The organism is Fischerella sp. (assembly GCF_013388695.1).
Classification (GTDB): Bacteria; Cyanobacteriota; Cyanobacteriia; order Cyanobacteriales; family Nostocaceae; genus PCC9605.
Genome location: NZ_JACAEU010000014.1, coordinates 1 through 25,864, shown reverse-complemented (window position 1 = coordinate 25,864; position 25,864 = coordinate 1). Strand labels below are relative to the sequence as shown.

The 25,864-nt window shown below is 42.2% G+C and carries 25 protein-coding genes; 16 read left to right on the top strand and 9 right to left on the bottom strand.

Features of this window, described 5'->3' with window-relative positions:
* The first annotated feature begins 7 nt into the window (after positions 1 to 7).
* The 5 genes from HXY43_RS02480 (at position 8) to map (ending at position 5,941) form a co-directional block, all read left to right on the top strand.
* The gene (locus HXY43_RS02480; protein ID WP_026730869.1) at positions 8 to 520 is read left to right on the top strand and encodes a TIGR02652 family protein; all 513 of its coding nucleotides are present in this window, start codon (positions 8 to 10) and stop codon (positions 518 to 520) included.
* A 107-nt stretch (positions 521 to 627) separates the two neighbouring features.
* Positions 628 to 1,071: a VOC family protein gene (locus tag HXY43_RS02475; protein WP_290879739.1), complete on the top strand. Its 444-nt coding sequence runs from the start codon at positions 628 to 630 to the stop codon at positions 1,069 to 1,071.
* Between the two features lie 252 nt (positions 1,072 to 1,323).
* Complete coding sequence (locus tag HXY43_RS02470) at positions 1,324 to 4,155, top strand: pitrilysin family protein (RefSeq protein WP_290879572.1); 2,832 nt, start codon at positions 1,324 to 1,326, stop codon at positions 4,153 to 4,155.
* A 141-nt stretch (positions 4,156 to 4,296) separates the two neighbouring features.
* Entirely contained in the window at positions 4,297 to 4,794 is a 498-nt protein-coding gene (locus HXY43_RS02465) for a cupredoxin domain-containing protein (RefSeq protein WP_026730866.1), read from the top strand.
* Positions 4,795 to 5,113: 319 nt separating this feature from the next.
* Positions 5,114 to 5,941 (top strand): type I methionyl aminopeptidase, encoded by an 828-nt coding sequence (map, locus tag HXY43_RS02460; protein ID WP_026730865.1) that lies wholly within the window; start codon positions 5,114 to 5,116, stop codon positions 5,939 to 5,941.
* A gap of 216 nt (positions 5,942 to 6,157) precedes the next feature.
* On the opposite strand, the gene HXY43_RS02455 is transcribed toward map, so the two are convergent.
* From HXY43_RS02455 to HXY43_RS02445, 3 genes are all read right to left on the bottom strand, one after another.
* The gene (locus tag HXY43_RS02455; protein WP_026730864.1) at positions 6,158 to 7,288 is read right to left on the bottom strand and encodes a CO2 hydration protein; all 1,131 of its coding nucleotides are present in this window, start codon (positions 7,286 to 7,288) and stop codon (positions 6,158 to 6,160) included.
* 96 nt (positions 7,289 to 7,384) lie between these two features.
* A complete protein-coding gene (locus tag HXY43_RS02450) occupies positions 7,385 to 8,887 on the bottom strand; it encodes an NADH-quinone oxidoreductase subunit M (RefSeq protein ID WP_290879567.1) in 1,503 nt (500 codons plus the stop codon).
* Between the two features lie 135 nt (positions 8,888 to 9,022).
* Positions 9,023 to 10,879, bottom strand: coding sequence for an NAD(P)H-quinone oxidoreductase subunit F (locus HXY43_RS02445; protein ID WP_290879564.1), 1,857 nt, complete (start codon positions 10,877 to 10,879; stop codon positions 9,023 to 9,025).
* A gap of 813 nt (positions 10,880 to 11,692) precedes the next feature.
* Here HXY43_RS02445 and HXY43_RS02440 point away from each other — a divergent pair.
* The 10 genes from HXY43_RS02440 (at position 11,693) to HXY43_RS02395 (ending at position 20,921) form a co-directional block, all read left to right on the top strand.
* Positions 11,693 to 12,001, top strand: coding sequence for a carbon dioxide-concentrating mechanism protein CcmK (locus tag HXY43_RS02440; protein ID WP_009457333.1), 309 nt, complete (start codon positions 11,693 to 11,695; stop codon positions 11,999 to 12,001).
* A 102-nt stretch (positions 12,002 to 12,103) separates the two neighbouring features.
* On the top strand, positions 12,104 to 12,448 hold the full coding sequence (locus tag HXY43_RS02435) for a carbon dioxide-concentrating mechanism protein CcmK (protein ID WP_010995041.1): 345 nt from the start codon (positions 12,104 to 12,106) through the stop codon (positions 12,446 to 12,448).
* A 6-nt stretch (positions 12,449 to 12,454) separates the two neighbouring features.
* Entirely contained in the window at positions 12,455 to 12,757 is a 303-nt protein-coding gene (locus HXY43_RS02430) for a EutN/CcmL family microcompartment protein (RefSeq protein WP_026730861.1), read from the top strand.
* Between the two features lie 102 nt (positions 12,758 to 12,859).
* Entirely contained in the window at positions 12,860 to 14,521 is a 1,662-nt protein-coding gene (locus tag HXY43_RS02425) for a ribulose bisphosphate carboxylase small subunit (protein WP_290879472.1), read from the top strand.
* 134 nt (positions 14,522 to 14,655) lie between these two features.
* Positions 14,656 to 15,309 carry a transferase gene (locus tag HXY43_RS02420; RefSeq protein ID WP_290879738.1) on the top strand — a complete coding sequence of 218 codons (654 nt, stop codon included), beginning with the start codon at positions 14,656 to 14,658 and terminating at the stop codon, positions 15,307 to 15,309.
* Positions 15,310 to 15,353: 44 nt separating this feature from the next.
* The gene (locus tag HXY43_RS02415; RefSeq protein WP_290879469.1) at positions 15,354 to 16,112 is read left to right on the top strand and encodes a BMC domain-containing protein; all 759 of its coding nucleotides are present in this window, start codon (positions 15,354 to 15,356) and stop codon (positions 16,110 to 16,112) included.
* A 623-nt stretch (positions 16,113 to 16,735) separates the two neighbouring features.
* Positions 16,736 to 17,656, top strand: coding sequence for a LysR family transcriptional regulator (locus HXY43_RS02410; RefSeq protein ID WP_026730857.1), 921 nt, complete (start codon positions 16,736 to 16,738; stop codon positions 17,654 to 17,656).
* Positions 17,657 to 17,994: 338 nt separating this feature from the next.
* On the top strand, positions 17,995 to 18,345 hold the full coding sequence (locus HXY43_RS02405; protein WP_290879465.1) for a response regulator: 351 nt from the start codon (positions 17,995 to 17,997) through the stop codon (positions 18,343 to 18,345).
* Positions 18,315 to 19,082, top strand: coding sequence for an ATP-binding protein (locus tag HXY43_RS02400; protein ID WP_290879463.1), 768 nt, complete (start codon positions 18,315 to 18,317; stop codon positions 19,080 to 19,082). Before HXY43_RS02405 ends, HXY43_RS02400 begins: the two co-directional genes overlap by 31 nt.
* Positions 19,083 to 19,298: 216 nt before the next feature.
* Positions 19,299 to 20,921: a mucoidy inhibitor MuiA family protein gene (locus HXY43_RS02395; RefSeq protein WP_290879460.1), complete on the top strand. Its 1,623-nt coding sequence runs from the start codon at positions 19,299 to 19,301 to the stop codon at positions 20,919 to 20,921.
* 130 nt (positions 20,922 to 21,051) lie between these two features.
* On the opposite strand, the gene HXY43_RS02390 is transcribed toward HXY43_RS02395, so the two are convergent.
* The 5 genes from HXY43_RS02390 to HXY43_RS02370 all read right to left on the bottom strand — a co-directional run bounded on the left by HXY43_RS02390 (position 21,052) and on the right by HXY43_RS02370 (position 23,559).
* A complete protein-coding gene (locus tag HXY43_RS02390) occupies positions 21,052 to 21,273 on the bottom strand; it encodes an S-adenosylmethionine:tRNA ribosyltransferase-isomerase (protein WP_290879457.1) in 222 nt (73 codons plus the stop codon).
* Between the two features lie 10 nt (positions 21,274 to 21,283).
* Complete coding sequence (locus tag HXY43_RS02385) at positions 21,284 to 21,415, bottom strand: hypothetical protein (protein ID WP_290879454.1); 132 nt, start codon at positions 21,413 to 21,415, stop codon at positions 21,284 to 21,286.
* Positions 21,416 to 21,710: 295 nt separating this feature from the next.
* Complete coding sequence (locus HXY43_RS02380; RefSeq protein ID WP_290879451.1) at positions 21,711 to 22,202, bottom strand: SDR family NAD(P)-dependent oxidoreductase; 492 nt, start codon at positions 22,200 to 22,202, stop codon at positions 21,711 to 21,713.
* A gap of 104 nt (positions 22,203 to 22,306) precedes the next feature.
* On the bottom strand, positions 22,307 to 22,702 hold the full coding sequence (locus tag HXY43_RS02375) for a VOC family protein (RefSeq protein WP_290879449.1): 396 nt from the start codon (positions 22,700 to 22,702) through the stop codon (positions 22,307 to 22,309).
* Between the two features lie 83 nt (positions 22,703 to 22,785).
* On the bottom strand, positions 22,786 to 23,559 hold the full coding sequence (locus tag HXY43_RS02370; RefSeq protein ID WP_290879447.1) for a ZIP family metal transporter: 774 nt from the start codon (positions 23,557 to 23,559) through the stop codon (positions 22,786 to 22,788).
* 213 nt (positions 23,560 to 23,772) lie between these two features.
* Here HXY43_RS02370 and HXY43_RS02365 point away from each other — a divergent pair, with 213 nt between their 5' ends.
* Complete coding sequence (locus HXY43_RS02365; protein WP_290879445.1) at positions 23,773 to 24,525, top strand: DUF364 domain-containing protein; 753 nt, start codon at positions 23,773 to 23,775, stop codon at positions 24,523 to 24,525.
* Between the two features lie 599 nt (positions 24,526 to 25,124).
* Here HXY43_RS02365 and HXY43_RS02360 read toward each other — a convergent pair.
* Positions 25,125 to 25,463: a hypothetical protein gene (locus HXY43_RS02360; RefSeq protein ID WP_290879444.1), complete on the bottom strand. Its 339-nt coding sequence runs from the start codon at positions 25,461 to 25,463 to the stop codon at positions 25,125 to 25,127.
* Positions 25,464 to 25,864 lie beyond the last annotated feature (401 nt).

Sequence of the window (25,864 nt, the reverse complement as noted above, 5' to 3'; positions counted from 1 at the left end):
GCACTTCATGATGAATCCAGGCTTGCAGTACCCAATATTTGGCCCCGAAATTCAGTGTCCCCACTGCCGTCAGACAATCCCGGCACTGACACTAACAGATACTTACTTATGTCCCCGTCATGGCGCGTTTGAAGCCAATCCTAAAACAGGAGAGTTGATTCATTTACAGTCTGGACGTCACTGGCGTCGGTGGAATGGTGAATGGTATCGACAACATACGCATCCAGATGGCATTCGGTTTGAAATCCACGAAGCATTAGATAAGTTATATACGCAAGGTTATCGAGCAACACGGGTAATTATTGCTCGCCGCTATCAGGAATTGATGAGTGGCTATTTAGAACGCAGCACTCCTTGGCGGGGAGGACAATCAGAAGGGGCTTCGGCACGACTGTACGGTTTACCTGTGGAGTTTGGCCCCGATCCCAAAGAAGAACCCTGTTGGGAAGTAATTAATTTTGATTTGGAAAAAGAACCCGGTGTGCCTGTACGTTATCCTTATTTCAGATTATTTGAATAATAGTTATTAGTCATTTGTCAATGGTTGGTTGTTGGTATTTGTTAGTTGTTGGTGGTTTTTCCAAACAACAAACAACTAACAACCAACAACAATTGAAAGCCAAAATTATGCACCACGCTTCTATTCGCACAGCTAATATTCATCGAGCGATCGCCTTCTACGAACAACTAGGGTTTACAGTTTGCGAACGCTTCACTACAGGCTATACCCTCGCTTGTTGGATGGAAGGACTAGGTGGCAGAATTGAACTAATCCAAATACCAGAACCAAAACCAGCCCCCGATGCATTCGCAGATGAGCATTATGTGGGTTACTATCATCTGTCTTTCGATCTCACTGACATCACAACCGATTTGCCTAGCTGGTTGACAGGTTTGAAAGAAAATTTTACTCTGGCCGCACAAAATCAACCAGAACACTTACAACCACTAAAGATTCTTTTAGAACCGATGCAGCAGCAAATAGGCGATCGCATTTATGAAGTCGCCTTTATTGCCGATGCCGATGGCTTACCCTTAGAATTCATTCGGGTTTTAGCCACACTCCAGTAGTTGTTCATCAAAGAAAGGGTATAGGGGTATAGGGTATCTCTATGGATTTTTCTTTGTGTCTTAGTGTCTTGGTGGTTCAAGAAAATTTATTTTTTCAAAAAAATCAACCCATCGGTAGTTGCATATTTATTACTTTATCTGTAGAATAATATTTCTCTGTAGTGTTGCTGAGGTAACATATTCCCCAGCGGGATTAGACTATAGTCGTAGAAAAAATCTGTAACTTAATTTACAGATATATTAAGCAAATACATGTCTGTGTTTACAGCGTTGCATAGATATCGTTTCTCTATTTTTGTGTTAACTCTCTGGTTTATTGCGGTTTTGCTACTCAGTGATGGATCTGCTATCAGCCATATGACCGCAACATCAGCCTTAGTAAAAACTCGCAATGATAATGTTGCTAAAAAAACACAAATCAATTCAGTGACAGATAACGTCAGCAAGACAGTACTGGAAAATGGTCTTACTGTCCTGACCAAGGAAGTCCATTCAGCACCAGTGGTGACTGTGCAAGTTTGGTATAAAGTGGGATCGCGCAACGAAGAAGCAGGAGTGAATGGTATTGCCCATCAGTTAGAGCATATGATGTTCAAAGGTACGAAAAATCGTCCAATTCAATTTGGACGCTTGTTTAGTGCTTTAGGTAGCGACTCCAACGCTTTTACAAGCTACGATCAAACTGCATACTACAGCACAGCGGAGCGCGACAAGCTGAATGCTCTTCTAACGCTGGAAGCAGACAGAATGCAAAATGCTCTGATTAATGTCGAGCAATTAGCGAGTGAGAAGCGAGTAGTAATTTCTGAGTTGCAGGGTTATGAAAACAGCCCAGAGTACCGTCTTAGTCGTGCAGTGCTACAGAAGATATTTCCCAAGCATCCTTATGGCTTGCCTGTAGGTGGCACTAAAACTGATGTCGAGAAGTTTCAAGTTAAACAAGTACAAAAATACTACAGTAAATTCTACAGTCCTGACAATGCTGTTTTGGTAATTGTTGGTGATTTTGAAACAGCAAAAACCCTCAAAGCCGTTCAAGACATATTTGGGAAAATCCAGAATAGTCAACAGTCAACAGTCAACAGTCAACAGTCAACAGTCAAAACTACAAAGACTCTCCCTCTCTCCTCCTCTCCTATAGTTCTACGAGAACCAGGAGCAAATGCACTTTTGCAAGCAGTATATGCGTTACCGGATGCAAATCATCCGGATGTGCCAGCGTTGGATGTAATGGATTACTTGTTGACAGAGGGACGAAATTCTCGGCTGTATCAAGCGTTAGTGGAGTCTGGTTTAGCTAGCGATCTGACAGGTTCTGTTGTCAGCTTGCGGGAAGGAGGTTGGTACGAACTATCGGTAACTGGGACTCCCGGTCAAAATTTGACAAAGATTGACTCAACGATGCAGAAGGCGATCGCCAATCTTGCTCTCAAAGGAGTAACAAAAGAAGAAGTCAACCGCGCCAAAGCACAGCTAGAAGCGAATTTGATTTTAAATAACCGTGATATCACCAGTCAAGCAATGCAACTAGGTAATGATGAAACCACCGCTGGTGATTATCGTTATACAGACCGCTATCTAGCAGCGATTCACGAAGTGACGGCTACAGATGTGCAACGTGTAGTAAATCAATACCTAAAACCAAAAGCGCGTTTTGTAGGGATTTTTGAACCAACCCAGACGCAGCCAGAAGAAAAGAGTGCTGTCAAGCCACGCTCCACACTCATAACTGAAAATTTTACTCCTGGCGAACCTCAGGAACCTGCTGAAGTGGCGAAGTACCTCCCACGTGTAGATATGACGATGGTCTCCGCTACTCGCACACTACCAGAGCAATTCACATTGTCCAATGGTATAGAAGTATTGCTGTTGCCAGACAAAAGTACTCCAACAGTAACGTTAAGTGGTTATATCAAAGCTGGTACGGAATTTGATCCAGAGGGTAAAGCTGGACTCGCATCTTTGGTAGCAGACAACCTGATGAACGGAACTAAAACCAAGGATGTATTGACAATAGCTAAAGCTTTGGAAGAACGTGGGGCTAGCCTAGAGTTTGAAACTTATCGCGAAGGTGTGGAAATTCAGGGTAGTAGCTTGGCAGGCGACTTGCCTGTGCTTCTAGAAACTTTGGGAGATGTTGTTAAAAATGCGACTTTTCCAAATAAAGAATTGGCACTGAGTCGTCAACAGGCCTTGACCGATCTGAAGCAAGAATTGGACGATCCCACAGAAGTTGCAAAAAGAACATTTTTACAATCTCTTTATCCAAAGAAACATCCCCTACACAAATTTCCCACACAAAAGAGTTTGCAGCAGATTCGCCGAGCAGATTTGGTTGATTTTAAAACTAAACATTACCGCCCAGACACTTTGGTGCTAACGTTGGTAGGAGATTTTGCTCCCGAACAGGTGCGATCGCTGATTGAAGCGGAGTTTGGTGACTGGCAAGTTAGCGGTCAACCCCCACAATTGGAATACCCAGTGGTATCAATGCCAGACAAAATCGTGCGTGTTAATCCGGTGCTTCCGGGTAAAAGCCAAGCAATTACTTATATGGGTAGCACAGGGATTAACCGTAAAGATCCGCGATTTTACGCGGCTTTGGTGTTAAATCAGATTTTGGGTGGCGATACTCTATCCAGTCGGCTGGGAGCAGAAGTACGCGATCGCCAAGGTTTGACTTACGGAATTTATAGCACCTTCCAAACTGGGAATAACGTTGGGATATTTTTGATTGAAATGCAAACATCCCCAGAAGATACTTCTCAGGCGATCGCCAGCACCCGCCGACTGCTACAAGAAATTCATCAGCAAGGCATTACCGCTGAAGAATTGGAGACAGCTAAACGTACTCTGATTAGTAACTATAATGTTTCTCTAGCCAATCCAGAGGAATTATCATACAGAATCTTGATGAATAAGGTGTATGGGCTAGATGCAGAAGAACTGCGCTCTTTTGTTGGTAAAGTTGCTACAGTGACCCTTGACCAGGCCAATCAAGCAGCTCGTGAGTTACTTCATCCAGATAAAATTGTGGTAGTAACAGCTGGCCCAGCTATAGTAGCAAATCAAAGTGTCAGGTAGAAATAGTCATTGGTCATTGGTTAGTAGTTAGTAGTTAGTAGTTAGTAGTTAGTAGTTAGTAGTGAACAACCAACAACCAAAAACCAACAAAGGACAAATGATTAATGACTAATGACTAAATTTACATTTTGGTGATTACCTATGATTCAGTTCGTCGCAAGGATTTTTTTAGAGACTTTACAACGCATCTTTGTTGTAACAATTGCGTCTGTTCTGTGTTTTAGTATCATCATTGCTACTCCGGCACAAGCAGCTAATTTATCTGGAGATCTGCTAAAACAACCACCTACAGAAATTACGGTTAGCCTAGGCAATTCTAGTAACGAACTTAAGTATGAGCCAAATCAATTAGAATTTGTGGCTGGTAAACGCTACAAACTTCGGCTGATCAATCCCAGCCCCCAAAAGCATTATTTCACAGCCAAGGATTTTGCTGATAATATTTGGACACAAAAAGTCGAAGCAGGCAAAGTAGAAGTCAAAGGGGCGATTCACGAGATGGAACTCAAGCCAGGTGCTGAAGCAGAATGGGTGTTTGTGCCGCTAAAGCCGGGGAAATATAGCTTACACTGTCCCATCCCGGGACATACTGAAGCTGGCATGACCGGAGATATTATCATCACTTCTGGACAGCCCTGAAAAAGGCAGAAAATATGAAATTAAAAATTGAAAATAAAAAAAATTTAGTCTCTAGTGACAAGCATCTTAAATAGAGCTTAGCAAAACACAACTTCACGAACACAGCATCAGGCAAAAAATAAGTTAATTTAAATATAGAAATTGTTTCTCAACTAAGTACTAAGAGCAAACAAACATAGGTAGGGGTGGGTTTTAATAGATATCTCGTCATTGACACCCATGAATATCATAACTAAACTTCTCCTACCAGTTGCTTGTTCCAAACAACGAACAACAAACAACAAAAAAGCGCTAAGGCGCAGATAATTATTGATTTCCCATGAACATTCTAAGTAACCTGCTTTCTCAACCAGCTCAAGATAACCGTCCTAAAAGGCAACGCAGAGGCATAGAAATTAAGTCGCCACGTGAAATTGAAATTATGCGGCAATCGACAAAAATTGTAGCAACTGTGCTAAAAGAAATTTCTGAGTTGGTACAGCCAGGAATGACTACAGCTGACTTGGATGCTCATGCGGAAAAACGCATCCGAGAGATGGATGCAACACCTAGCTTTAAAGGATATCATGGTTTTCCTGCTTCCATCTGCGCCAGCATAAATAATGAAGTTGTGCATGGTATCCCCAATCCTAAAAAAGTTATTCGTGCCGGAGATGTTTTAAAAGTAGATACAGGCGCTTATTATCAAGGTTTTCATGGTGACTCTTGCATTACCATTGCTGTAGGTGAAGTCACCCCAGAAGCTGCGAGACTGATTCGCGTAGCAGAAGAAGCGCTTTATAAAGGAATTGAACAGGTAAAAGCAGGTAATTACCTGATGGATATTGCTGGAGCAATTGAAGACCATGTCAAAGCTAATAAATTTAGTGTAGTTGAGGACTTTACCGGACATGGTGTTGGTCGCAATTTGCACGAAGAACCTTCAGTTTTCAACTTCCGCACCCGCGATATGCCAAATGTAAAACTGCGTGCGGGAATGACACTGGCAATTGAGCCAATTCTGAATGCTGGTTCCAAGTACACGCGGATACTATCAGACCGTTGGACTGCTGTAACTGTGGATAATTCTCTATCTGCTCAGTTTGAGCATACCGTGTTGGTGACAGAAACTGGCTACGAGATTTTGACAGACCGCTCTCAAGTTTAGCTCTATTACTCCACCACACTAATTTTGATAGGTTTGTAGTGTAGACGCTCGTAAGAGCGGCTTCCCGAAGGGTGGGCTTTATAGCCCTCATGTAAGCATGCTTAGTGCTTACTATAAACTTCCTTAGCCTGTCATAATCTTTGTGGCAGATTACTATATATATAAGGTGCGTTAGCTGACGCTAACACACCCTACATTAGCTAATTCTTGCTAAAACTAACTATTAACTTCCTGCAACCGCGAAGTTTCTAATCTATCCATCCACTTTTCTAAATAAACTCGATTTAGTCTTTGTTCTTCTGGATCTTGCGTATCCGGAGGATAAGGCATTAATCCTAAAATCGCTGCGGTAGTCACGCAGAACATCGACTTTTGGAAAGTCATGCAAATTTGCACCCGTAAATCATCTTCTCCCCGGCGACTGCGACGATACACTTCATGCAAATACTCTGGGAGAAAGTGACGCATATCTTGCATTAATAAAGTCGGAGGAATACCCGCACCGCCAATAGGCAAGGGGTCAGCATACAAAGCACCATATTGAAATCTCGATTGATCTGGTGGAATTTGATACGCTTGGGCATTGTATGAAACTGTGCCAGGAAAAGGTGTTCCCCGGAAGAAAACAGCTTCTACATAGGGTACTGCGGTATCAGCAAGGAATGTCAAACCAACACTTGCAGGAATAATGTCATAAACTTTATCCCGTATTTTGACAGAGTAGGTAATTGGTTTATTTGCGGCTTCTACTAAACCTGCTTTGATATGGTCTACAACTTGGGGAATCGATTTGATTTTGCCTTGATCGTAGAGGTCTGATAAGCTGAGGAAAATATCAGCCATGACCCGCCAGAATTGACCTAATCCGCTGTAGTAAGCAGATACTCGCAACTGTTCGATTAAGAAATCGGGAAAGAGTTGATTAATTCCCATAACAATGGGATTATTTTTAAATTTAGCTGCGATAACAGCTTGCGCTCTCTGTTGAAATTCTTTTGTATCTAAATATTTATCTAATCCACCACCACCATGCCAAAACATTGCTTTCATGCAATATTCGGCATATTCAAAATTAATTCGGTCATGCCACCAGTGACGAAGTAATTTTTGAAAAGAAATTTCTCCATTAAAATATTTGAAAAAAGGGAAAAAAACTAAGAATTGATTTTCGGCAATATAAATGAGATTTTTCGAGTAAGCATCCAAAACTACGCCATAACTCTTAAGAATGCCGACTACTTCTAACACGTTTTCTGGATTGTCGGGAAGCAATGCTCCCCCAGATTGGAGCCGTTCTATATATTCAGATAATGGATAATTAGTAGGTTTATTTTTAGCAGTTACCATTGGCAATTCTCCTAACAAAAACTGGAAGTGTTAGTAGTTAGTAGTTAGTAGTTGCTTGTTAACCACTAACTACTAACCACTAACTACTAACAAGTTTCAACTCTTACCTTGTGCCTTCTCAAAAGACACGTGGGCAACAACACTCTGAGTATTTGCTATTGCTGTTGTTGTTGCTTCAGTCCAATGTATTAACCAAGCTGGCTGAATACCAAAAATTACAATCAAAACAGCTAGAACAATTGCTGGAGCGCGATCGCTCCAATAAACTCGTGGTAAGTTGACAACTTGTGCAGATAAGCGTCCAAAAAAGGCGCGATTAGTCAGAAGTAAGAAGTAAACCGCAGTTAAACCTGTACCAATCATGCATAACAGGGTTTGTACAGGAAAAACTGCAAAACTAGCACGAAAGACAACGAATTCAGCAATAAAACCGAACATTCCCGGTATGCCAGCACTTGCCATTACTCCCAATACCATCAAGCTACCAATTACAGGCATACCTCGTTCTGGATTCAACAGTCCCCTGAGGACATCTAAATCACGGCTACCTGCTTTTTTATACACAACCCCTACTAGCAAAAACAGTAATGCAGAAATTAAGCCGTGGCTAATCATTTGCATAACTGTTCCCAATATGCTTAAAGGAGTGGCAGCAGCGGCAGCAATCAGTACGTAGCCCATGTGACCAATAGAACTGTATGCCACCATTTTTTTCATGTCTGTTTGGGCGATCGCGCAGGATGCACCGTAAAGCACGCTGACTACCGCCCAAGTTGCCAAAACAGGAGCCAAATAACTCCAAGCATCTGGCAACAAGTACATACCAAAGCGCAGTAAACCGTAAGTTCCCAACTTCAACAATACCCCAGCTAACAGTACTGAAATTGGCGTGGAAGCTTCTACGTGAGCATCCGGCAACCAAGTATGAAAGGGAACCAAGGGAATCTTGATACCAAAACCAATTAAAATCCCCAGCAATAGCAAAATTTGTGTGGCTAAAGGTAAACCCGATGCATTCAAAGTTTCTAGAGCAAAGCTAGGAGAACCACTTAGCCACACTATACCAAGGAAACTTGCCAAAATCAAAATTCCGGAAACAGCGGTATAAATCAAAAATTTTGTCGCTGCGTAACCCCGGCGTTCACCACCCCAAATGGCAATTAGCAAATAAAGGGGAATGAGTTCTAACTCGTAAAACAGGAAAAATAACAGTAAATCCTGTGCTAAAAATGCTCCACTGACGCCAGCACTTAACAGCAGTATTAAACAGTAATAAAAGCGCGGACGCCGTAGATTTTCATCGCTGCTGTGGATCGCAATGCAAGTTAACAGTCCATTCAAAACCAATAAAGGTAAAGATAAGCCATCTATCCCCAGGTGATAGTTCAAACCCAAGGTATCTATCCAAGGCAGAAATTCAGCAAACTGTTGAGTGATGACTGTTGGATCAAACTGGCTTGTTAAAACCAGCGTCCATACGAAAGCTAAACTGGCAAAAATCAAAGCGACACTACGAGAGAGTTTCGCGTTCATGCCAACAGGCAAGAAACTGACTATAGCCGCACCTAACAATGGCAGCAAAATTAAAGCACTGAGCATAGTTTGTAGGAACTAGGGACTAGGGAGATGGGGGGAGTGGGAGAGTGGGGGAGTGGGAGAAATAACTACTAACCACTAACCACTAACCACTAACTACTAACTACCAACTGTTGACTAATGACTAATGACTATTGACTAAAAAGGCAATTTCTCCAGCAATCCTAATGACCAGCCGATGAAGAAACCCAGGATGCTGATGCCAACAACGATAGTCAAAAGATACCCTTGCGATTGACCGGAAACGCTGTATCTCAAGCTTTGCCCACCAAACATTGTTGCGAACCCTACTAAGTTAACCAGACCGTCTACTAAATAGCGATCGCTCCACGCGGAAATCTTGGAAAGCAAAGCAACAGCACTCACTACCGTAAATTTATAAATGCGGTCAATGTAAAAGTCATATCCCAGCAAATCCTGCACAAGTCTCCAAGTCAGTACTCTGGAACGCGACCAAGCTTTGTGCAGATAAATTGTAGATCCTATACCTACTCCTAACATAGTAGACGACACCAACATTGCTACTACGAACCAATTAATGCTTTCCCAGCTAGGTAAGAGATACCATTGCTGTAACATCATGGGTACTAACAGAGTCATCACTGTCAGAGCTACCATTGGCAATGCCATTGGCCAGGGAACTTCTGGAGCACGGCGGGTCTTTTGTTGGGGTTCTCCCCAGAATACTAACCGGAATACCCGTGTTAAATTCAATGCCGTTATGCCATTTACAATTACCAAAACCCACAAGACCCAAGGGGTAATGAGTGCCAAGCCGTCAGCCCAAGATAACATTGCCCAAAAGCTTCCCAAGGGTAGCAGCGTTACCATTCCGGCTGAACCGACCACAAAGGCTGTGGTAGTTGCTGGCATCCGCGACCACAAGCCGCCCATTTCTGTTAAATCTTGGCTACTAGTGGTATAAATTACAGAGCCAGTACTCATAAATAACAATGCTTTGGCGATCGCATGGGTAAACAACAAGATCAGAGCCACACCTCCTTGCTGCAAACCCACAGCCAAAAACACTAATCCCATGTATGCACTAGTGGAATGGGATAGGGCCCGCTTGATATCAGTTTGAGCGATAGACACCAAAGATGCACCGACCGCTGTCACTGTACCTATAATTATCAAAGTCCTTAAAGCAAAGGGCGATAGTGCTAGGATCGGCTGCAATTTGAACAATATAAAGGCACCACCAGCTACCACCATTGAGTTTCGCATCACCGAAGCTGGATTTGGCCCTTCCATCGCCTCATCTAACCACAGGTGCAAGGGAAATTGAGCGCATTTACCAGCAGGGCCTGCAATCAATGCCAATCCTAATAAACTCGATGTTAATGGGCTTAACTCTGCTGTTTGCGCCCACTCATATAAATCGGAAAAATTCAAACTGCCTGCTTTGGTAGACAGGGTTACTACTCCCATCAGCAGCAGCAAATCTCCCACACGCTTAGTTAAAAAAGCATCTCGTGCTGCTGTTACTACTAGCGGTTGAGCATACCAAAACCCCACCAATAAGTAAGTAGAAAGAGTCAGCATTTCTAGCAACGCATAGCTGAGAAACAAGGAGTCACTTACTGCTAAGCCACTTAGCGCTGCTTCAAAAAAGCCCATCAAGGCAAAGAACCGAGCCAATGCCCAGTCTTTTTCCATGTAACCCAAAGCATAAATTTGTGCTAGTAAACTTAACCCTGCTATTAAAACTGTTGCCCCAACACTAACTGGTGAGATTTCTAAGGCAAAGGAAATATTTAAATCCGCAGCACTAAACCAGGTAATTACAAAATTTTGTGGTTCTCCATTCCAAATATCTTTGAAGACAAATAGACTATGAAAAAAAGCCAAAAATGTCGCCAATAAGTTGAAATACGCTGCGGGTCTTGGTCCTGTACGCCTAATTATTCCCATTGCCCAAGGCAAGGTCAAAACTGCCCCAAATAAGCTATAAAATGGTATCCACCAAGTTGTTGAGAACAGAAACTGATTCATTTAATTTTCCCTTGACGACTTAGCATTGAACTATTTTTCCCAGTCTACGATAATGCTTTTCTGTCCCTAATATCGTTGGCTTAATTTATATTTTATCAGCCAAAACTATTTTTTATTTGTTCTTATCCTTAATCGTATAAAAATCCCTATTTTATGTAGTATAAATGTGAAAAATAAATCTATCTATCAAACTCTTATCTATCTGTATCATTTTTTTACTGTCAATTCTGTTTGATGGCGACAAAGTTCAAAAACTATTTCTTGTAAACAATTTGAATCGTAAACTTGCAATAGTGACAAAATAGTGACATTTTTTATTTCAAAAACATTTGATTGAATTTGATTTTATAAACTTTATGATTTCATATACTTATAATTTAATTTCTAAACTTAACAAACCCATTTTATAGAGATTATAAGAAAATATTATATACATTTCCAATCATTTTATATGTAAATAGCAAGAAAGCGAGGAAAGACAGCAATAGAACTCTCTGGCTTGTTTGTCATTCCTCTGAAGGCTGAAATTTAGCCCTTATGAAACTGTTTGAACTAATGTAATAAAGAAATTATAAAGCAGAAGTGCCTGCTCTAGGAATCCGTAAAGATTGGTTGAGCGAAATCTACCCATAAAATTTTATTAAGTTTTTTTAAACTATTTTATTATAAACTATTATACTAATTTATATTGTCAGGGGAGCCAAGCTTTCTTATGCTTAATTTGAGAACAGTTAAATAGCTCAAGATGAGCATCCCCGTCAGAATTTTCAACAAAAAAGTACAAATTGCATTAAATGTGTTAGGAGTCCTGCGATGCCTATTGCGGTTGGAATGATTGAAACTAAAGGTTTTCCGGCAGTGGTGGAAGCTGCGGATGCGATGGTAAAAGCTGCTCGTGTCACTTTAGTCGGTTATGAAAAAATCGGCAGTGCCAGGGTGACAGTGATTGTGCGGGGAGACGTTTCGGAAGTGCAAGCTTCGGTAGCTGCCGGAGTTGAAGCAGCCAGAAGAGTAAACGGCGGTGAAGTGGTATCTACCCATATCATTGCTCGTCCTCACGAGAACTTGGAATACGTCTTGCCGATTCGTTATACGGAAGCTGTGGAGCAGTTCCGCACTTAGGCACAGTTCATAAACAAAACAAAACAACGGGGTTGCCTTCTTGTCGCTAGCTTTGCTTGTGTTTGATCGTTTGTTGGAAGCTTCTTAAGGATTAAAAAAATTATGTCAATTGCAGTAGGAATGGTGGAAACGCTTGGTTTCCCGGCAGTGGTGGAAGCAGCGGATGCAATGGTAAAAGCTGCTCGCGTCACCTTGGTAGGTTATGAAAAAATCGGTAGCGGTCGCGTCACCGTTATCGTTCGTGGAGATGTTTCGGAAGTCCAAGCCTCTGTAGCAGCAGGAGTTGAATCTGTTAAGCGAGTCAATGGCGGACAAGTGCTGTCTACTCATATCATTGCTCGTCCCCACGAGAACTTAGAATATGTTCTGCCAATCCGTTACACCGAAGATGTAGAGCAGTTCCGCGAGAACGTGAACGCAATTCGTCCCTTTGGCAGAAGACCATAAAGAGTAATGCAAATTGCTAAAGTGCGCGGCACAGTAGTGAGCACTCAAAAAGACCCAAGTCTTAGAGGTGTTAAGCTACTGTTGTTGCAATTAGTAGATGAAGAAGGACGCATTTTACCAGAATACGAGGTGGCTGCTGATAATGTTGGTGCGGGAGTGGATGAATGGGTACTTGTCAGTCGTGGCAGTGCTGCACGCCAAATTCTTGGTAATGAACAGCGTCCAGTAGATGCTGCTGTGGTGGCGATTATTGATACAATTCACGTCGAAGATCGCATGATTTACAGCAAAAAAGATCAATATCGATAGGAATTTGTTAGTGGTTAGTGGTTAGTAGTTGGTGGGAAAAAACCAACAACCAACAACCAACAACTAACAAACAACCAACAACAATTGAGGAGGAATCTCGCAATGGCAGTCCGCAGCATCGCGGAGGCGGCTCCCCCAACCCCGTGGTCAAGAAATTTAGCTGAGCCAACAATAGATCCATCAGCATTCTTGCATTCATTTTCCAATATCATTGGGGATGTACGGATAGGGGCAAATGTAATAGTTGCGCCTGGTACTTCGATTAGGGCAGATGAAGGTACGCCTTTTTATATCGGTGAAAACACTAATATTCAAGATGGTGTTGTTATACACGGCTTAGAGAAAGGGCGTGTAATTGGTGATGACCAACAAGAATATTCGGTATGGGTTGGTGAGAATACCTGCCTCACCCACATGGCTTTAATTCACGGGCCATGCTATGTAGGAGATGGTTGTTTTATCGGTTTTCGCTCTACGGTTTTTAATGCCAGGGTGGGAGCAGGTTGCATTGTGATGATGCACGCTTTAATCCAAGATGTGGAAATCCCCCCAGGCAAGTATGTGCCTTCGGGAGCAGTAATTACTAACCAGCAGCAAGCTGACCGATTGCCAGATGTGCAAGCTGAAGATAAGGAATTTGCCCATCATGTGGTTGGTATCAATCAGGCACTGCGAGCAGGTTACTTATGTGCTGCGGATAGTAAATGTATTAGAACGATTCGTGATGAATTAACTAAATCTTATACAAGCAAAGGCGTTAATGGATTTGAAAGGAGCGGCGAGGTGTATAGCAGCAGCTTGGGTGCAGAAACAGTAGAGCAGGTACGCTATCTATTGGAGCAAGGATATAAAATCGGCACAGAACACGTAGACGGGCGGCGGTTCCGCACGGGTTCTTGGACTAGTTGCAAGCCAATTGAAGCAAGAAGCTTAGGTGAAGCGATCGCAGCTTTGGAGGGTTGTTTAGCAGACCACAGCGGTGAGTACGTTCGCCTGTTTGGCATTGACCCCAAGGGCAGACGGCGCGTGTTAGAAACTATTATTCAACGTCCGGATGGCGTTGTCCAAGCACCTACTTCCTTTAAGGCTCCTGCTGCTAGTTATAGCAGTAATGGCAGCTACAACGGCAATGGTAGCAGCAACGGCAGCAGCAGCAGACTCAGCAGTGAAACAGTAGATCAAATCCGCCAACTATTAGCAGGTGGTTACAGAATTGGTACAGAACACGTAGATGAGCGCCGTTTCCGCACGGGTTCCTGGCAAAGCTGCAAGCCAATTGAAGCAACTTCTGCGGGTGAAGTGGTTGCTGCCCTAGAAGATTGTATGGATAATCATCAAGGCGAATACGTGCGCTTGATTGGTATCGACCCGAAAGCCAAACGTCGTGTACTCGAAAGCATTATCCAACGCCCCAACGGCCCGGTCGCTGCATCTGGTAGCAACAAATCAGCTAGTACGACGGCTACCTCTTTTGCTTCTACAACCGCAACAGCTACTAGTACCAAATTAAGTTCCGAAGCAGTAGAACAGCTACAGCAACTGTTGGCAGGTGGCTTTAAGATTAGTGCCGAACATGTAGATCAAAGGAGATTCCGTACAGGTTCTTGGGCTAGCTGCGGACAAATTCAGGCTAGCAGTTTGCAACAGGCGATCGCAGCATTGGAAGGATACCTCGCCGAATATGAAGGAGAATACGTGCGCTTAATTGGTATTGATCCTAAAGCTAAGCGCCGGGTATTGGAATTGATTATCCAACGCCCGTAATTAAAGGGCATGGCGCATGGGACAAGGGACATAGGAAAAATTAGTACTTCAATTCCTAATTCTCAATGCCCAATTCCCAGTTCCCAATGCCCAATGCCCATCATAACTTCACGGCTTCCGAGGTTAAAAATTCCATGTCTGTGCCGCCACTGCGCCTAGGCAACAACTTTGATTCTTACATCAGTGGCGAGGTGATTATTCATCCAAGTGCAGTTATCGCACCAGGAGTAATACTCCAAGCGGCTCCAAACAGCAAAATCATTATCGGTTCTGGGGTTTGCATTGGTATGGGGTCAATCCTTAAAGTCCATCAAGGAACCTTAGAAGTAGAAGCAGGAGCAAACTTGGGAGCCGGTTTCCTAATGATTGGTGAGGGTAAAATTGGCGCAAACGCTTGCATTGGTGCGGCGACAACAGTTTTCAATTGTTCTGTGAAACCTGGACAAGTAGTTGCACCCGGTTCAGTTCTAGGAGATACCAGTCGGCATATTTCTGATTCTGTCGATACCACTGACCAAATACAACAGCCGGAACCGTCCACCACCAATTCTGATTCTGCTTCTATTCAAGAGGACAAGTCGCCACAGGAACAGGCAGACACGGGAAATTCTCATGTCGATATCTCCGCGTCTTCTGCAACTGAGGGTATAAAAGAGCCTACCACTGACTCACCAAACAATATCGGTACTCACATCTATGGACAGGGAAGTATTCAGCAGCTTTTGATCACGTTGTTTCCACATCGGCAATCCTTGAACAAACCCCCCTCTGACGAGCAGTCTGAATAAGTGTTAATTGTAAGTTGTCAGTTTGGATATCCTGGAGAATTCACATGGACGCATACAATGTCCAGGCATCGCATCGTCGAGACAACCTCAAGGATAGTGCTTTGGGGTTAGTATCAACTCGCAGTTTTCCAGCGATAGTTGGTACGGCAGATATGATGCTCAAATCAGCTGGGGTTCACCTAGTTGGATATGAAAAAATCGGCAGTGGTCACTGTACTGCTATTGTTCGAGGGGGAATTGCTGATGTGCGTTTGGCTGTAGAAGCTGGTGAGCAAACCGCTAAACAATTTGATCAGTTTATTTCTAGCTTAGTTATTCCCCGACCTTTTCCCAACCTAGAAGTAATATTACCTATTAATAGTCGCCTCAGTGCGGTAACAGGGGATGGCAATTATAGCCGTTTGAGCAACCAAGCAGTGGGTTTAGTAGAAACTCGGGGTTTTCCGGCAATGGTAGGAGCTGCTGATGCGATGTTGAAAGCTGCTGATGTGCAGTTAGCAGCGTATGAAAAAATTGGTGGGGGTTTGTGTACAGCCATTATTCGCGGCACTGTGGCAAACGTTGCGGTAGCAGTGGAAGCTGGTATGTACGAAGCAGAACGCATTGGAGAACTGAATGCTGTGATGGTGATTCCTCGACCACTAGATGAATTAGAGCAAACCTTGCCAGTAGCAAGTTGCTGGCTAGAAGAACGTCAACCATTAAGGTTGCCAATCAATATCAAAGAGCCAGTTACCGAAACAGAGTTACTTCAGTTACCAGATTTATCCAAGTTATCCATAAAAATTACAGAGGAGTCCTAGAAATCTGAACAGAGAGAAAAACGTTGTACACACCCAGTGGGATGAGGTTAGTACAACGTTGGTTACTATCCCCAAAAAACACCTTCAAGGTGTGTAACGTTGGCTGGAAGGCATCTTACGCTTTGCTTGTTGTTTTGATAATAACTTTTCAAACTTATAAGTTAAATACCTATCTAATAATAACAAGCATAGATTATTATCTATATTCACAACACATAACTTTTGCATAAGTTACCGCATTGGACTGGCAAGTGTTCAGTGATACTAGATTTATAGCGGTTTTTATTTCTATGCAATATAGAATGACCTTTCTCCCAATCCTTCCTCTCAAAAGGAGAGTAAAGGGTAAGGGGTAAAGGGAAAGGGAAAGGGTTTTTTCCTTACCCTTTAACCTTGAACTTTTCTCCGCCCAACAACCGTCAATTTTGGTTTGGTGAACTACTAGTGATTTATGTCATTAGTTTTGATGAATGAACCTAGTTTCACAGTCAGCGCTAAGCGTTGACTAACAATAATCAAAACGTTAAATATGGCAAATCGTTAGGCAGATGTGAGAAAGGGATAAGGACTAGGTAAAACTGCTATATCTCAATTCAATTGCCATTAGATGAGGAGAATTACCCTTGAACCAAGCGACGTTGCACCAGTTGAAGGTGTTCGAGGCCGCAGCACGGCACGGTAGCTTTACTCGCGCCGCCGAAGAATTGTTTCTCACTCAACCTACCGTTTCTATGCAAATCAAGCAACTTACAAAATCGGTAGGGTTGCCATTATTTGAACAGGTAGGTAAGCGTCTGTATTTGACGGAAGCTGGACGGGAATTATATGCCACTTGTCGGCAAATTTTCGATACCATCGCCCAGTTTGAAATGAAAGTGGCAGATTTAAAAGGGTTAAAACAGGGTCAATTACGCTTGGCGGTAATTACTACAGCAAAATATTTTATACCACGATTGTTAGGGCCATTTTGTCAGCTTTATCCAGGAATTGATATCTCACTACAGGTGACAAATCATGAAGGCATTCTGGAACGCATGACAAATAACATGGACGACTTATATATCATGAGTCAAGTCCCAGAACATTTAGATGTAAGTTATCAGCCGTTTCTCGAAAATCCCTTAGTAGTTTTAGCTCCAATTAATCATCCTTTAGCAAACGAGAAAAATATCCCCATAGAACGTCTTGCTGATGAAGCTTTTATTATGCGGGAACCTGGTTCAGGAACACGCCGCGCCGTGCAGAAATTATTCGATCAGCATGGAGTGACTGTGAAAGTAAAGCTAGAATTAGGGAGTAACGAAGCGATTAAGCAAGCCATAGCCGGTGGTTTGGGAATTTCTGTTTTATCTCGTCACACCTTATTACCTGATACTGGGGATTTAACCATTTTGAATGTAGAACACTTTCCAATTAAACGGGACTGGTACATGGTTTATCCATCGGGAAAACAACTATCCATCGTTGCTCGTACATATTTTGAATATCTAATAGATGCAGCAAAACAAATTGCCGAACAAACTGCTTCTCTTAGTTGTGATTAGCATCAATAAAATAGTTAAATTTACTAGAGTTTGAGATTTTCAATTTTAGATTTTTGGTGGGAAGGATCTGAAACTAGCTATTTTCAGCTGCCCTACCCCTCTAATCAATTTTTATCAATAAAATAAGGTTGGAGGTAAAGCAATTACAGTTCAGTACAGGTTTTTTAGTCAGAATTCCAAAATTTATCATATCACAGAAATTCAATGGTACGCGGGCTAGTAATTATGCGTACCAATAAAAAAGTGTATAGCTTTTTCTCAAAAAAGCAAAATTGACAGATGCAAAACTATAAATATGATGTTTGATGAAATTTGCAACACAAGTTGCTTTTAGAATAATGAATAAACTACGCATTCTGCATCTTGAAGATGACCTTATCGACGCTGAACTGATTCAGCTAATGTTAGTTAAAAATGGCTTGGAATGTGAAATATTGCTGGCAAAGACGCATTCTGAATATCTCGCAGCTCTCGATGAAGGTAATTTTGATTTAATCTTGTCTGATAGTAGCGTCCCCGGGTTTTCTGGACAGGCTGCCTTTGAGACAGCTCAACAAAAGTGTCCTGGTGTTCCCTTTATCTTGGTTTCCGCAACCGTTAACGATCGCGAAGCCGCTGTTTATTTAGATCGAGGTGCTTTAGACTACATTAGTAAAAAATGGAAAACGTCCAAGTTTACAACGAATTAGAACAAAGAGTACGCGATCGCACTGCGGAATTAGAAGCCGCGAACCAAGAACTAGAAGCTTTTGCCTATACCCTCTCTCACGATTTGCGATCGCCACTAGCTGCAATTGATGGCCATAGCACGCTGTTGCTAAATGAGTACGGCAGTAAAATTGACGAGCAGGCAAAACTTTACTTCAGCCGTATGTGTTTAGCCGCCGAACGCATGAACAATCAGATTGAGCATATGCTGTCTCTGCACCAACTCTCACGAGTTGAAATTCAGCCGCAAAAAGTCAATCTCAGCAACATTGCTCAAGAAATTTTAGCGCATCTCAAGGCCAGCGAACCTAATCGCCAAGTAGAAACAACGATCCAAGAAGAACTGACAGCGTATGGCGATCCTGTTCTGCTGCGTGTAGTACTAGAAAATTTACTATCCAACGCCTGGAAGTACACATCCCAGCGTCAAAAGGCTCAAATTGAGTTTGGTGCAATGCCAAAGTCTAACAGTTCACCAACATTCTACGTGCGGGATAACGGTGCTGGTTTTAATATGACTTACGCTCAAAAACTATTCCGCCCTTTCCAGCGAATGCATTCTCAAACAGAGTTTTCTGGTACAGGCGTAGGACTTGCCTCTGTACAGCGCATTATCCAAAAACATGGAGGGAACATTTGGGCTGAGGCAGCTGTAGATCGGGGAGCAAGCTTTTATTTTACCCTGCCTGAAGAACCAGTACAAGAAGGCAGAAGATAACATCAGTTTTTGGATCTTCTCAAACAGTATGTTTATTTCCGCTGTGACGTATTAATTATTTCTGCTATGCTGCACTAAGGGCTAGAAATTAAAATTTTTGAATTTTGTATTTTCAATTTTAAATTGATTTATCCCTAACGTTAAATTACTTGACGCTCAGGCCTGTAAACATTAAAAATTAACCAGCAAAACCATTAAAGAAAGGGAAAACTGGCAGTGGTTAACCCAGAAATTCCATCTGTGCGAAAAACAGTAGCAAGCCAAATTGTTGCTGTAACGGTGTATTCGGACAAAGCTCTAGTAACACGACGGGGTATAGTGTCCTTAACAGGACATGAAAAAGAATTAGTAATTTCTCCACTGCCAGACGTTATAGAAACTGAGTCGGTAAGAGTTGGCGGTAAAGGTAAAGTAGCAGCACGGTTACTAGAAGTGAAATGCGATCGCATCTTTTCAACCGAACCTGTAGCTGCAAAAGTTACACAGTTGACTCAACAGATCCAACAGTTAGAAGCAGAATGGCAGCATCTGCAAGCACAACTTGATGCTTTAGGCTTACAGTCTAGTTTTATCCAAGGTTTGCGCGATAAGACAGAAGAACAATTTTCGATCAGTCTGGCGCGAAAAAGCCTCAGCCTCAGCGAGACTTTGGATTTTCTCAACTTTCTCGGAAGTCAGTATAGCGAATATGCGATCGCCACAACAGAGTGCAAAACTCGCCAGCAAGAATTAGAAAAACAATTACAAACACTCCGCCAACAGTTGCAATCTATACAAACACCCCATCCTAAAGAAAGTTATAGTTTGAGCGTGGGGATAGAAAGCGCAGGTACAGGGGAGTTTGAGCTAGAGGTATCATACGTAGTCAGTCGTGCCAGCTGGACTCCTTTGTATGATCTGCGAGTAAGTAGTACAAGTAATGCTGTCAATCTTGGCTATTTGGCAGAAGTAACCCAAAGTACAGGTGAAGATTGGTTGGGTGTAACTCTTACCCTTTCTACCGCCAAACCAGGACTGGGAACACTACCACCAAAACTGGAGCCTTGGTATATTGACGTACCAAATTTTCCAAGAGAATTACGCAAGCGGCTAGCATCTATACCTACCGCAAATCAACTATCTGCGGCAGAGGCTGTAGCTGGTATGCCAAGTCCAGTTTCAGAAAACCTCAATGAAGATTATATTGAAGCCGAGACTGTTGTAGCAGAAGTAAACAGAGAAGGTAGTGTTGTCACCTTTAAATTAAATGGCAGTGGTAACATACCCAGTGATGGCGCACCCCATAAAACTACGATTTTTAATGATGATTTTCCTTGTAGCTTTGATTACGTGGCAATGCCGCGCTTGGTAAGCTTTGCGTATCTGCAAGCGAAGGTAAGAAATAGTGCTAACGGTGCGACTTTGTTACCAGGCAAAGCAAATATATTCCGCGACAATATCTTTGTGGGGACTACTCAGCTAGAAAATATCGCACCAGGGCAAGAGTTTAAAGTTAACTTAGGCATCGATGAAGGATTAAAAATTGAACGCGATTTAGTTGAGCGTCACGTAGACAAAAAATTGATTAGTAATACCCGTAGAATTAGTTTTGCTTATCGATTAATAGTTACTAACTTGCTCAACCAAGAAGCTGATCTGAAATTAACCGAACAATTGCCAGTTAGCCGCAACGAACAAATTAAAGTCCGCCTCATCCGCAGTCACCCACAAATTCAACTTGGTGAGATGGGGATATTGGAATGGGATATTACTCTCTCCCCCCAGGCAAAACAAGAGATATATTACCAGTTCGTAGTAGAGCATCCGCCACAGTTAAGGGTAATGGGGTTGGATGTTTGACACTCTGTTAACCTAAGCATAGGCGACAGAATTTACTTGTGAACATAAAATTAGAGCAAGCCAAGAATTATCCGGAAGATGTTGCGCCAAACGTATTTCTAAACACTGTCCCACCTGGCTATCACAGCTATTAAGTGCAGCTGGCAAGGTGCGGCTTGCGGCTCGTATTAAAGACAAGTAAATCACCAGGGCGTAGGAAATCACCTATGGCGTTAAAACGAGTATGTTCAACCTGAAAATTATTGCGGTTGATGACCATCAATCGCACTTGATCGCGGGCAATTCCCCGCCGCTCTGGTGGTTCTTTAGCGGAAAGCTCCGCCGGAAGTAAAAAAGTAAAGGGCTTTGACATAGTATCTTTTTTAATCTTTGGAAATCGTATAAACGCGCACAGATTTGCCCCACATTTGGGCGTCTTTTTCGTATTTCATACCGTTCTTGATCGCCACCTTTTGAGATGCGATGTTTCCGTGGTCGATCAGTGGGGCTTGCACCTTCAGTACCTGGCTCCATCACAAACTCAAACAGGCCAAAGTGACCATTAGTATCTTTGCCAGTTACTTTGAATGTGCAAGTACTGGTTTTAATTTTGACTGATTCACCCTCTCCTGGTTGCAAGATCAACGGTAAAGACATAAATATCTCCTATGAGGTGATCAAAACGGCGATCGCATCTCTCCCAATACTGATATCAAGTCCGGCTAATTACTTACGATATGGTTGGTTTTGTTGGTAATTGGTAATTGGTAATTAGTTTCCCATTACCAATTACCAATTACCTACAGTCCTTCACAGATATGATAAGTGTTCACCCGAACCTGATATTACCCCTGCATCACTGGTGACATTAATGATAGAACCACTATTTTCTATCATCGCTGGTAATGCCTTTTTAATCAGCAGAAATGGAGCGATTAAATTAGTGTTGATAACGTTGTGAAAATCCTCAAGCGGGTAGTCGAGTAAATAAGGCATAGGCGAAGGGCCAATGGTCGAGGCGTTGTTAATTAAAACATCCAAATGACCATTAAATTCATTTAAGGTTGTCGCTACTACGCGCTCAATTTCTTCATGCTTGTTTAAATCTGCACCAATTACCAAGACTTGTGTATTTGGTGCAATTTCCTGGATACTGTGACGCACTTTTTCCAGCAAATCTACACTCCGTGACACAATAGCAATTCCTGCTGCTCCTTCACGAGCAAAATCAATTGCTAATTGCCGTCCCAATCCTTGTGATGCCCCTGTGATTAAGGCATACTTTCCTTGTAATCTGTTCATATCTGCAAACCTTCATTATGAAAGTTGGTAGTTGGTTGTTGTTAGTTGTTTGGAAACTGTCAGTAAAATCCAAACAACAAATAACCATCAACAAACAACAAATTCTATTTGAGAGCGTAGTCTGGGTTATATTCTACTAGCTCTATTTCATTACCATCGGGATCGTTGATATAAATTCTGTGTTTGGTTTCTGGTGCTGACATTGTGTAATATTCAATTTTTTCATCATCAAGCAAATTTTTCATGGCTTCGCCATCTTTAATCACAAAACCGACATGATTTATGCCAATATTTTCGTAGGCAATATGCACATGTTCTTGCTCAGGCTCATCATTAAGAGCAAGATAAAATTGGTTATCACCTAAATGCATCCAGCGTCTGCCATTGTATACTCCTTCTGCGCGTACGTACCAATTAGGAAACAAGGTTTGATAAAACTCTTTGCTTGTATCTATATTTTTGCAAGAAAGGTTAATGTGTTCAAAGCGAAGAAAATTCATGTTTCGCTCCTTTGTAATTATTAGTTATTGGTCATTAGTCATTAGTCATTGGTCATGGGTAAAGACAAATGACAAGTAATTAATTAGCCTAAAGCAACATCCAAAAACATCATGACTACAAAGCCCAACATCACACCGATAGTTCCTTCTTTTTCTAAACCTTTGCGATGAGATTCGGGAATGATTTCATCACTAATTACAAACAACATTGCTCCGGCTGCAAATGCCATCGCCCAAGGCAAGATAAAATTGGCAATGCTTACCACTCCTGCACCAATTAAACCGCCAATTGGTTCGACTAAACCCGTAAGTAGAGAAACCCACAAAGCATAACCTGCTGAATATTGCTCGGTTACTAAAGATAATGCCACTACTAAACCTTCTGGAATATTTTGCAAGCCAATACCCAACGCTACGGGAATTCCATCTGTAATATTGTTGTTGCCAAAATTCACTCCTACTGCCAATCCTTCAGGGAAGTTGTGAATAGTAATTGCGGCAATAAATAGCCATATTCGCTTTAAATTACTGCCACGGCTATTTTCTTTACCCTTGAAAAAGTGTTCGTGAGGTAAAAATTTATGCACTAGTTGCAAAAACACTCCGCCTAGCAGTATGCCAACCACAATAATCAAAGCTGCACTAGGTTTCGATGCTCCTTGAGAAATAGCTGCTTCGGTTCCCGGTACAATTAACGAGAACGATGTCGCCGCTAACATCACTCCCCCACCAAACCCCAGCATTATTCCTTGCACTCGCTGCGTGAAATTGATTGGTAACAAAATCGGTAAAGCACCAACTACTGTGGCAAGTCCCGCACATAAACTGGCGATCGCACCGATAACAAGGCTTTCCATATCTGGGGTTCTTTATCCAACTTTATACATAAATCATAATCGTTATGAGTTTAACTTGCAACTATTCTCAAAAAAATCGCAGGCAAAAAACCTGCCTGCGATGTAAATATTTGTAAATGGCTAAAGAGAGTAATTTTTCTATTTTCAGTTCTTTGGTTACTGAGGCTTGCTAGTAATCCTGTTATTGTAACCACAGTAATCAAAGACTAAGCCATGAGAGTACACCCACGCCAAATCTATAATCTGCTGCTAAAGTCAAGCCATACGAATCTATTAGTACGAGAGATTATCATCGGGCTAACCTGGACATTGTGCCAAGCAGATGGGATTGGGTTGTGTATGAGTCCTAATCAACCAACGCGCACCTTACCCTGGTCAGGAACACTTGTGAATATGGCTTTAGCAGATTTAGTACCCTGGCTACAATCGTGGGATAGCTATCAAGCTACTGTTGGCATGGCAGCGATTAATGCTGCGATCAATCCATCTTCGCCACTTGTTTGGAAAGCAAAGCCGCTTTCACCTGAAGGTTCGGCGAATCTTGCTGTTTTTGAGCATTTTCTACCGTTGATTCGGGGGAAACGAGTAGTGGTAATTGGGCGCTATCCTGGGCTATCTGAGTATGAACAAGAAATAGACTTAACGGTACTCGAACGTCAACCGAATACCCAGGACTTACCCGATACCGCTTGTGAGTATCTTTTACCCGAAGCAGATTGGGTGTTTCTTACGGCAACCTCTATTGTAAATAAGACATTTCCGCGTTTGGTTGAGTTATCGCAAAATGCGAAATTAGTATTGATGGGACCGACTGTACCTTGGTTGCCAGATTTAGCGGATATGGGGATCGATTATTTAGCAGGTGTTGCTGTCACCCATCCAGAGGCATTACGTCAGACAATAGCCGAGGGTGGAGGCATCAGAATTTTTGACACAGGGGTGCAATATCGGCTTCTAGAACTTTGACACTCCCCTGGAAAACAGCCGAGGGGATTTTAGTTCATCCTAGTTACTGGCTCTAACAGGTTTTCACCAATTAGAGTAGAGGCTGCCAGTCCTCTAACGTTACTTTGGGATTGCCCATCCCTAGCTTTTACAAGATTGAGAATATTTATTGTGATACGTCTGTTAGTGGGATGCAATGAGCAACTTTCAAGACAGTCGCTACTAGATAATTTATTTTTTTATATGTTTGGTCAATTCAAGGGTTTTGTGGAATTCGGCGATCGCTTTGTCTTTATTGCCCTTTTTAGATCATATCCGGTAGATCACTTAGAGATGATTTATAAAGTAAGCCTTAAATTGTAGGGGAGCCAGTGCGTTGCGGAGGTTCCCGAGGGCTGGAGCCGGAACTTGTATCCGGCTATGGAAGCCCGTTCCGTTGTAGCACCTGGCGTTGCGTTAAAGTAGCGCCAGATGCTTTATGCCGGGGAACCCGTCCATCGCACTGGCTCCCCTATTTAATTATTTACTTTATAAATGACCTCTTCTAAAAACGTTGAGAATAAAGCGATCGTTGGTAACAGTCTACTTCCCATTACCTATTATCAGCCTTCTTTAGTGAACTACTGACGAGGAAGTTTTTTGTCCTGAGGCAAGTAATCAGGGCAATTTATTGCTTCTTGACTGAGAACTTTGGTAGGGTGTATTGCACATTGGAGGTATCGGTTATTTTTAAAATACTGACATTTTCCGCAGGGAATTTGATGATTGTGCTTAATAGTAAAGATGCGATTAAGTATAGCTTTACTCAAGTTAGAACGTAGTAGAGCTATAACCAAAACTGTAAAGCCAAGGTAAGCTGACACAATACCTATGACTGCGATACTGGATTGATGAGCCGATGCTGCATCAGAAGGTGCCTGATTCAAAGGCTGCTCGATAATGGTTTCTTGCTGCTGCATTTTGCTTCAAAAATTTACTAAATCTGTTCCCTATATATAATTGCTAACCTGCTATCAATGGCCTGCAAAAATAGTTTCGCTAGTTGCATCTGAGGAATACATCCCTCTTGCAGCTAGCTTAGGAAAAATTTATTTAGTTTGTATAAATTGTGGCAAAACAAAACTGTTAAGCCAAGACGGCGTTGCTGAATCAAAATATGAATTTACAATTCATATCAAGTCCGGCTAATTCATGTTCATTAAAAACCCTCACCCCGTCCTGTCGGACACCCCTCTCCCAACTTGGGAGAGGGGCAGTTCTTGTGAGGGCAGATACGATAACTAATCAAACGGATTTGATATTACGGATGTGTAGAGACGTAGCATTGCTACGTCTCTACAGAAACGTATACAAACATAAT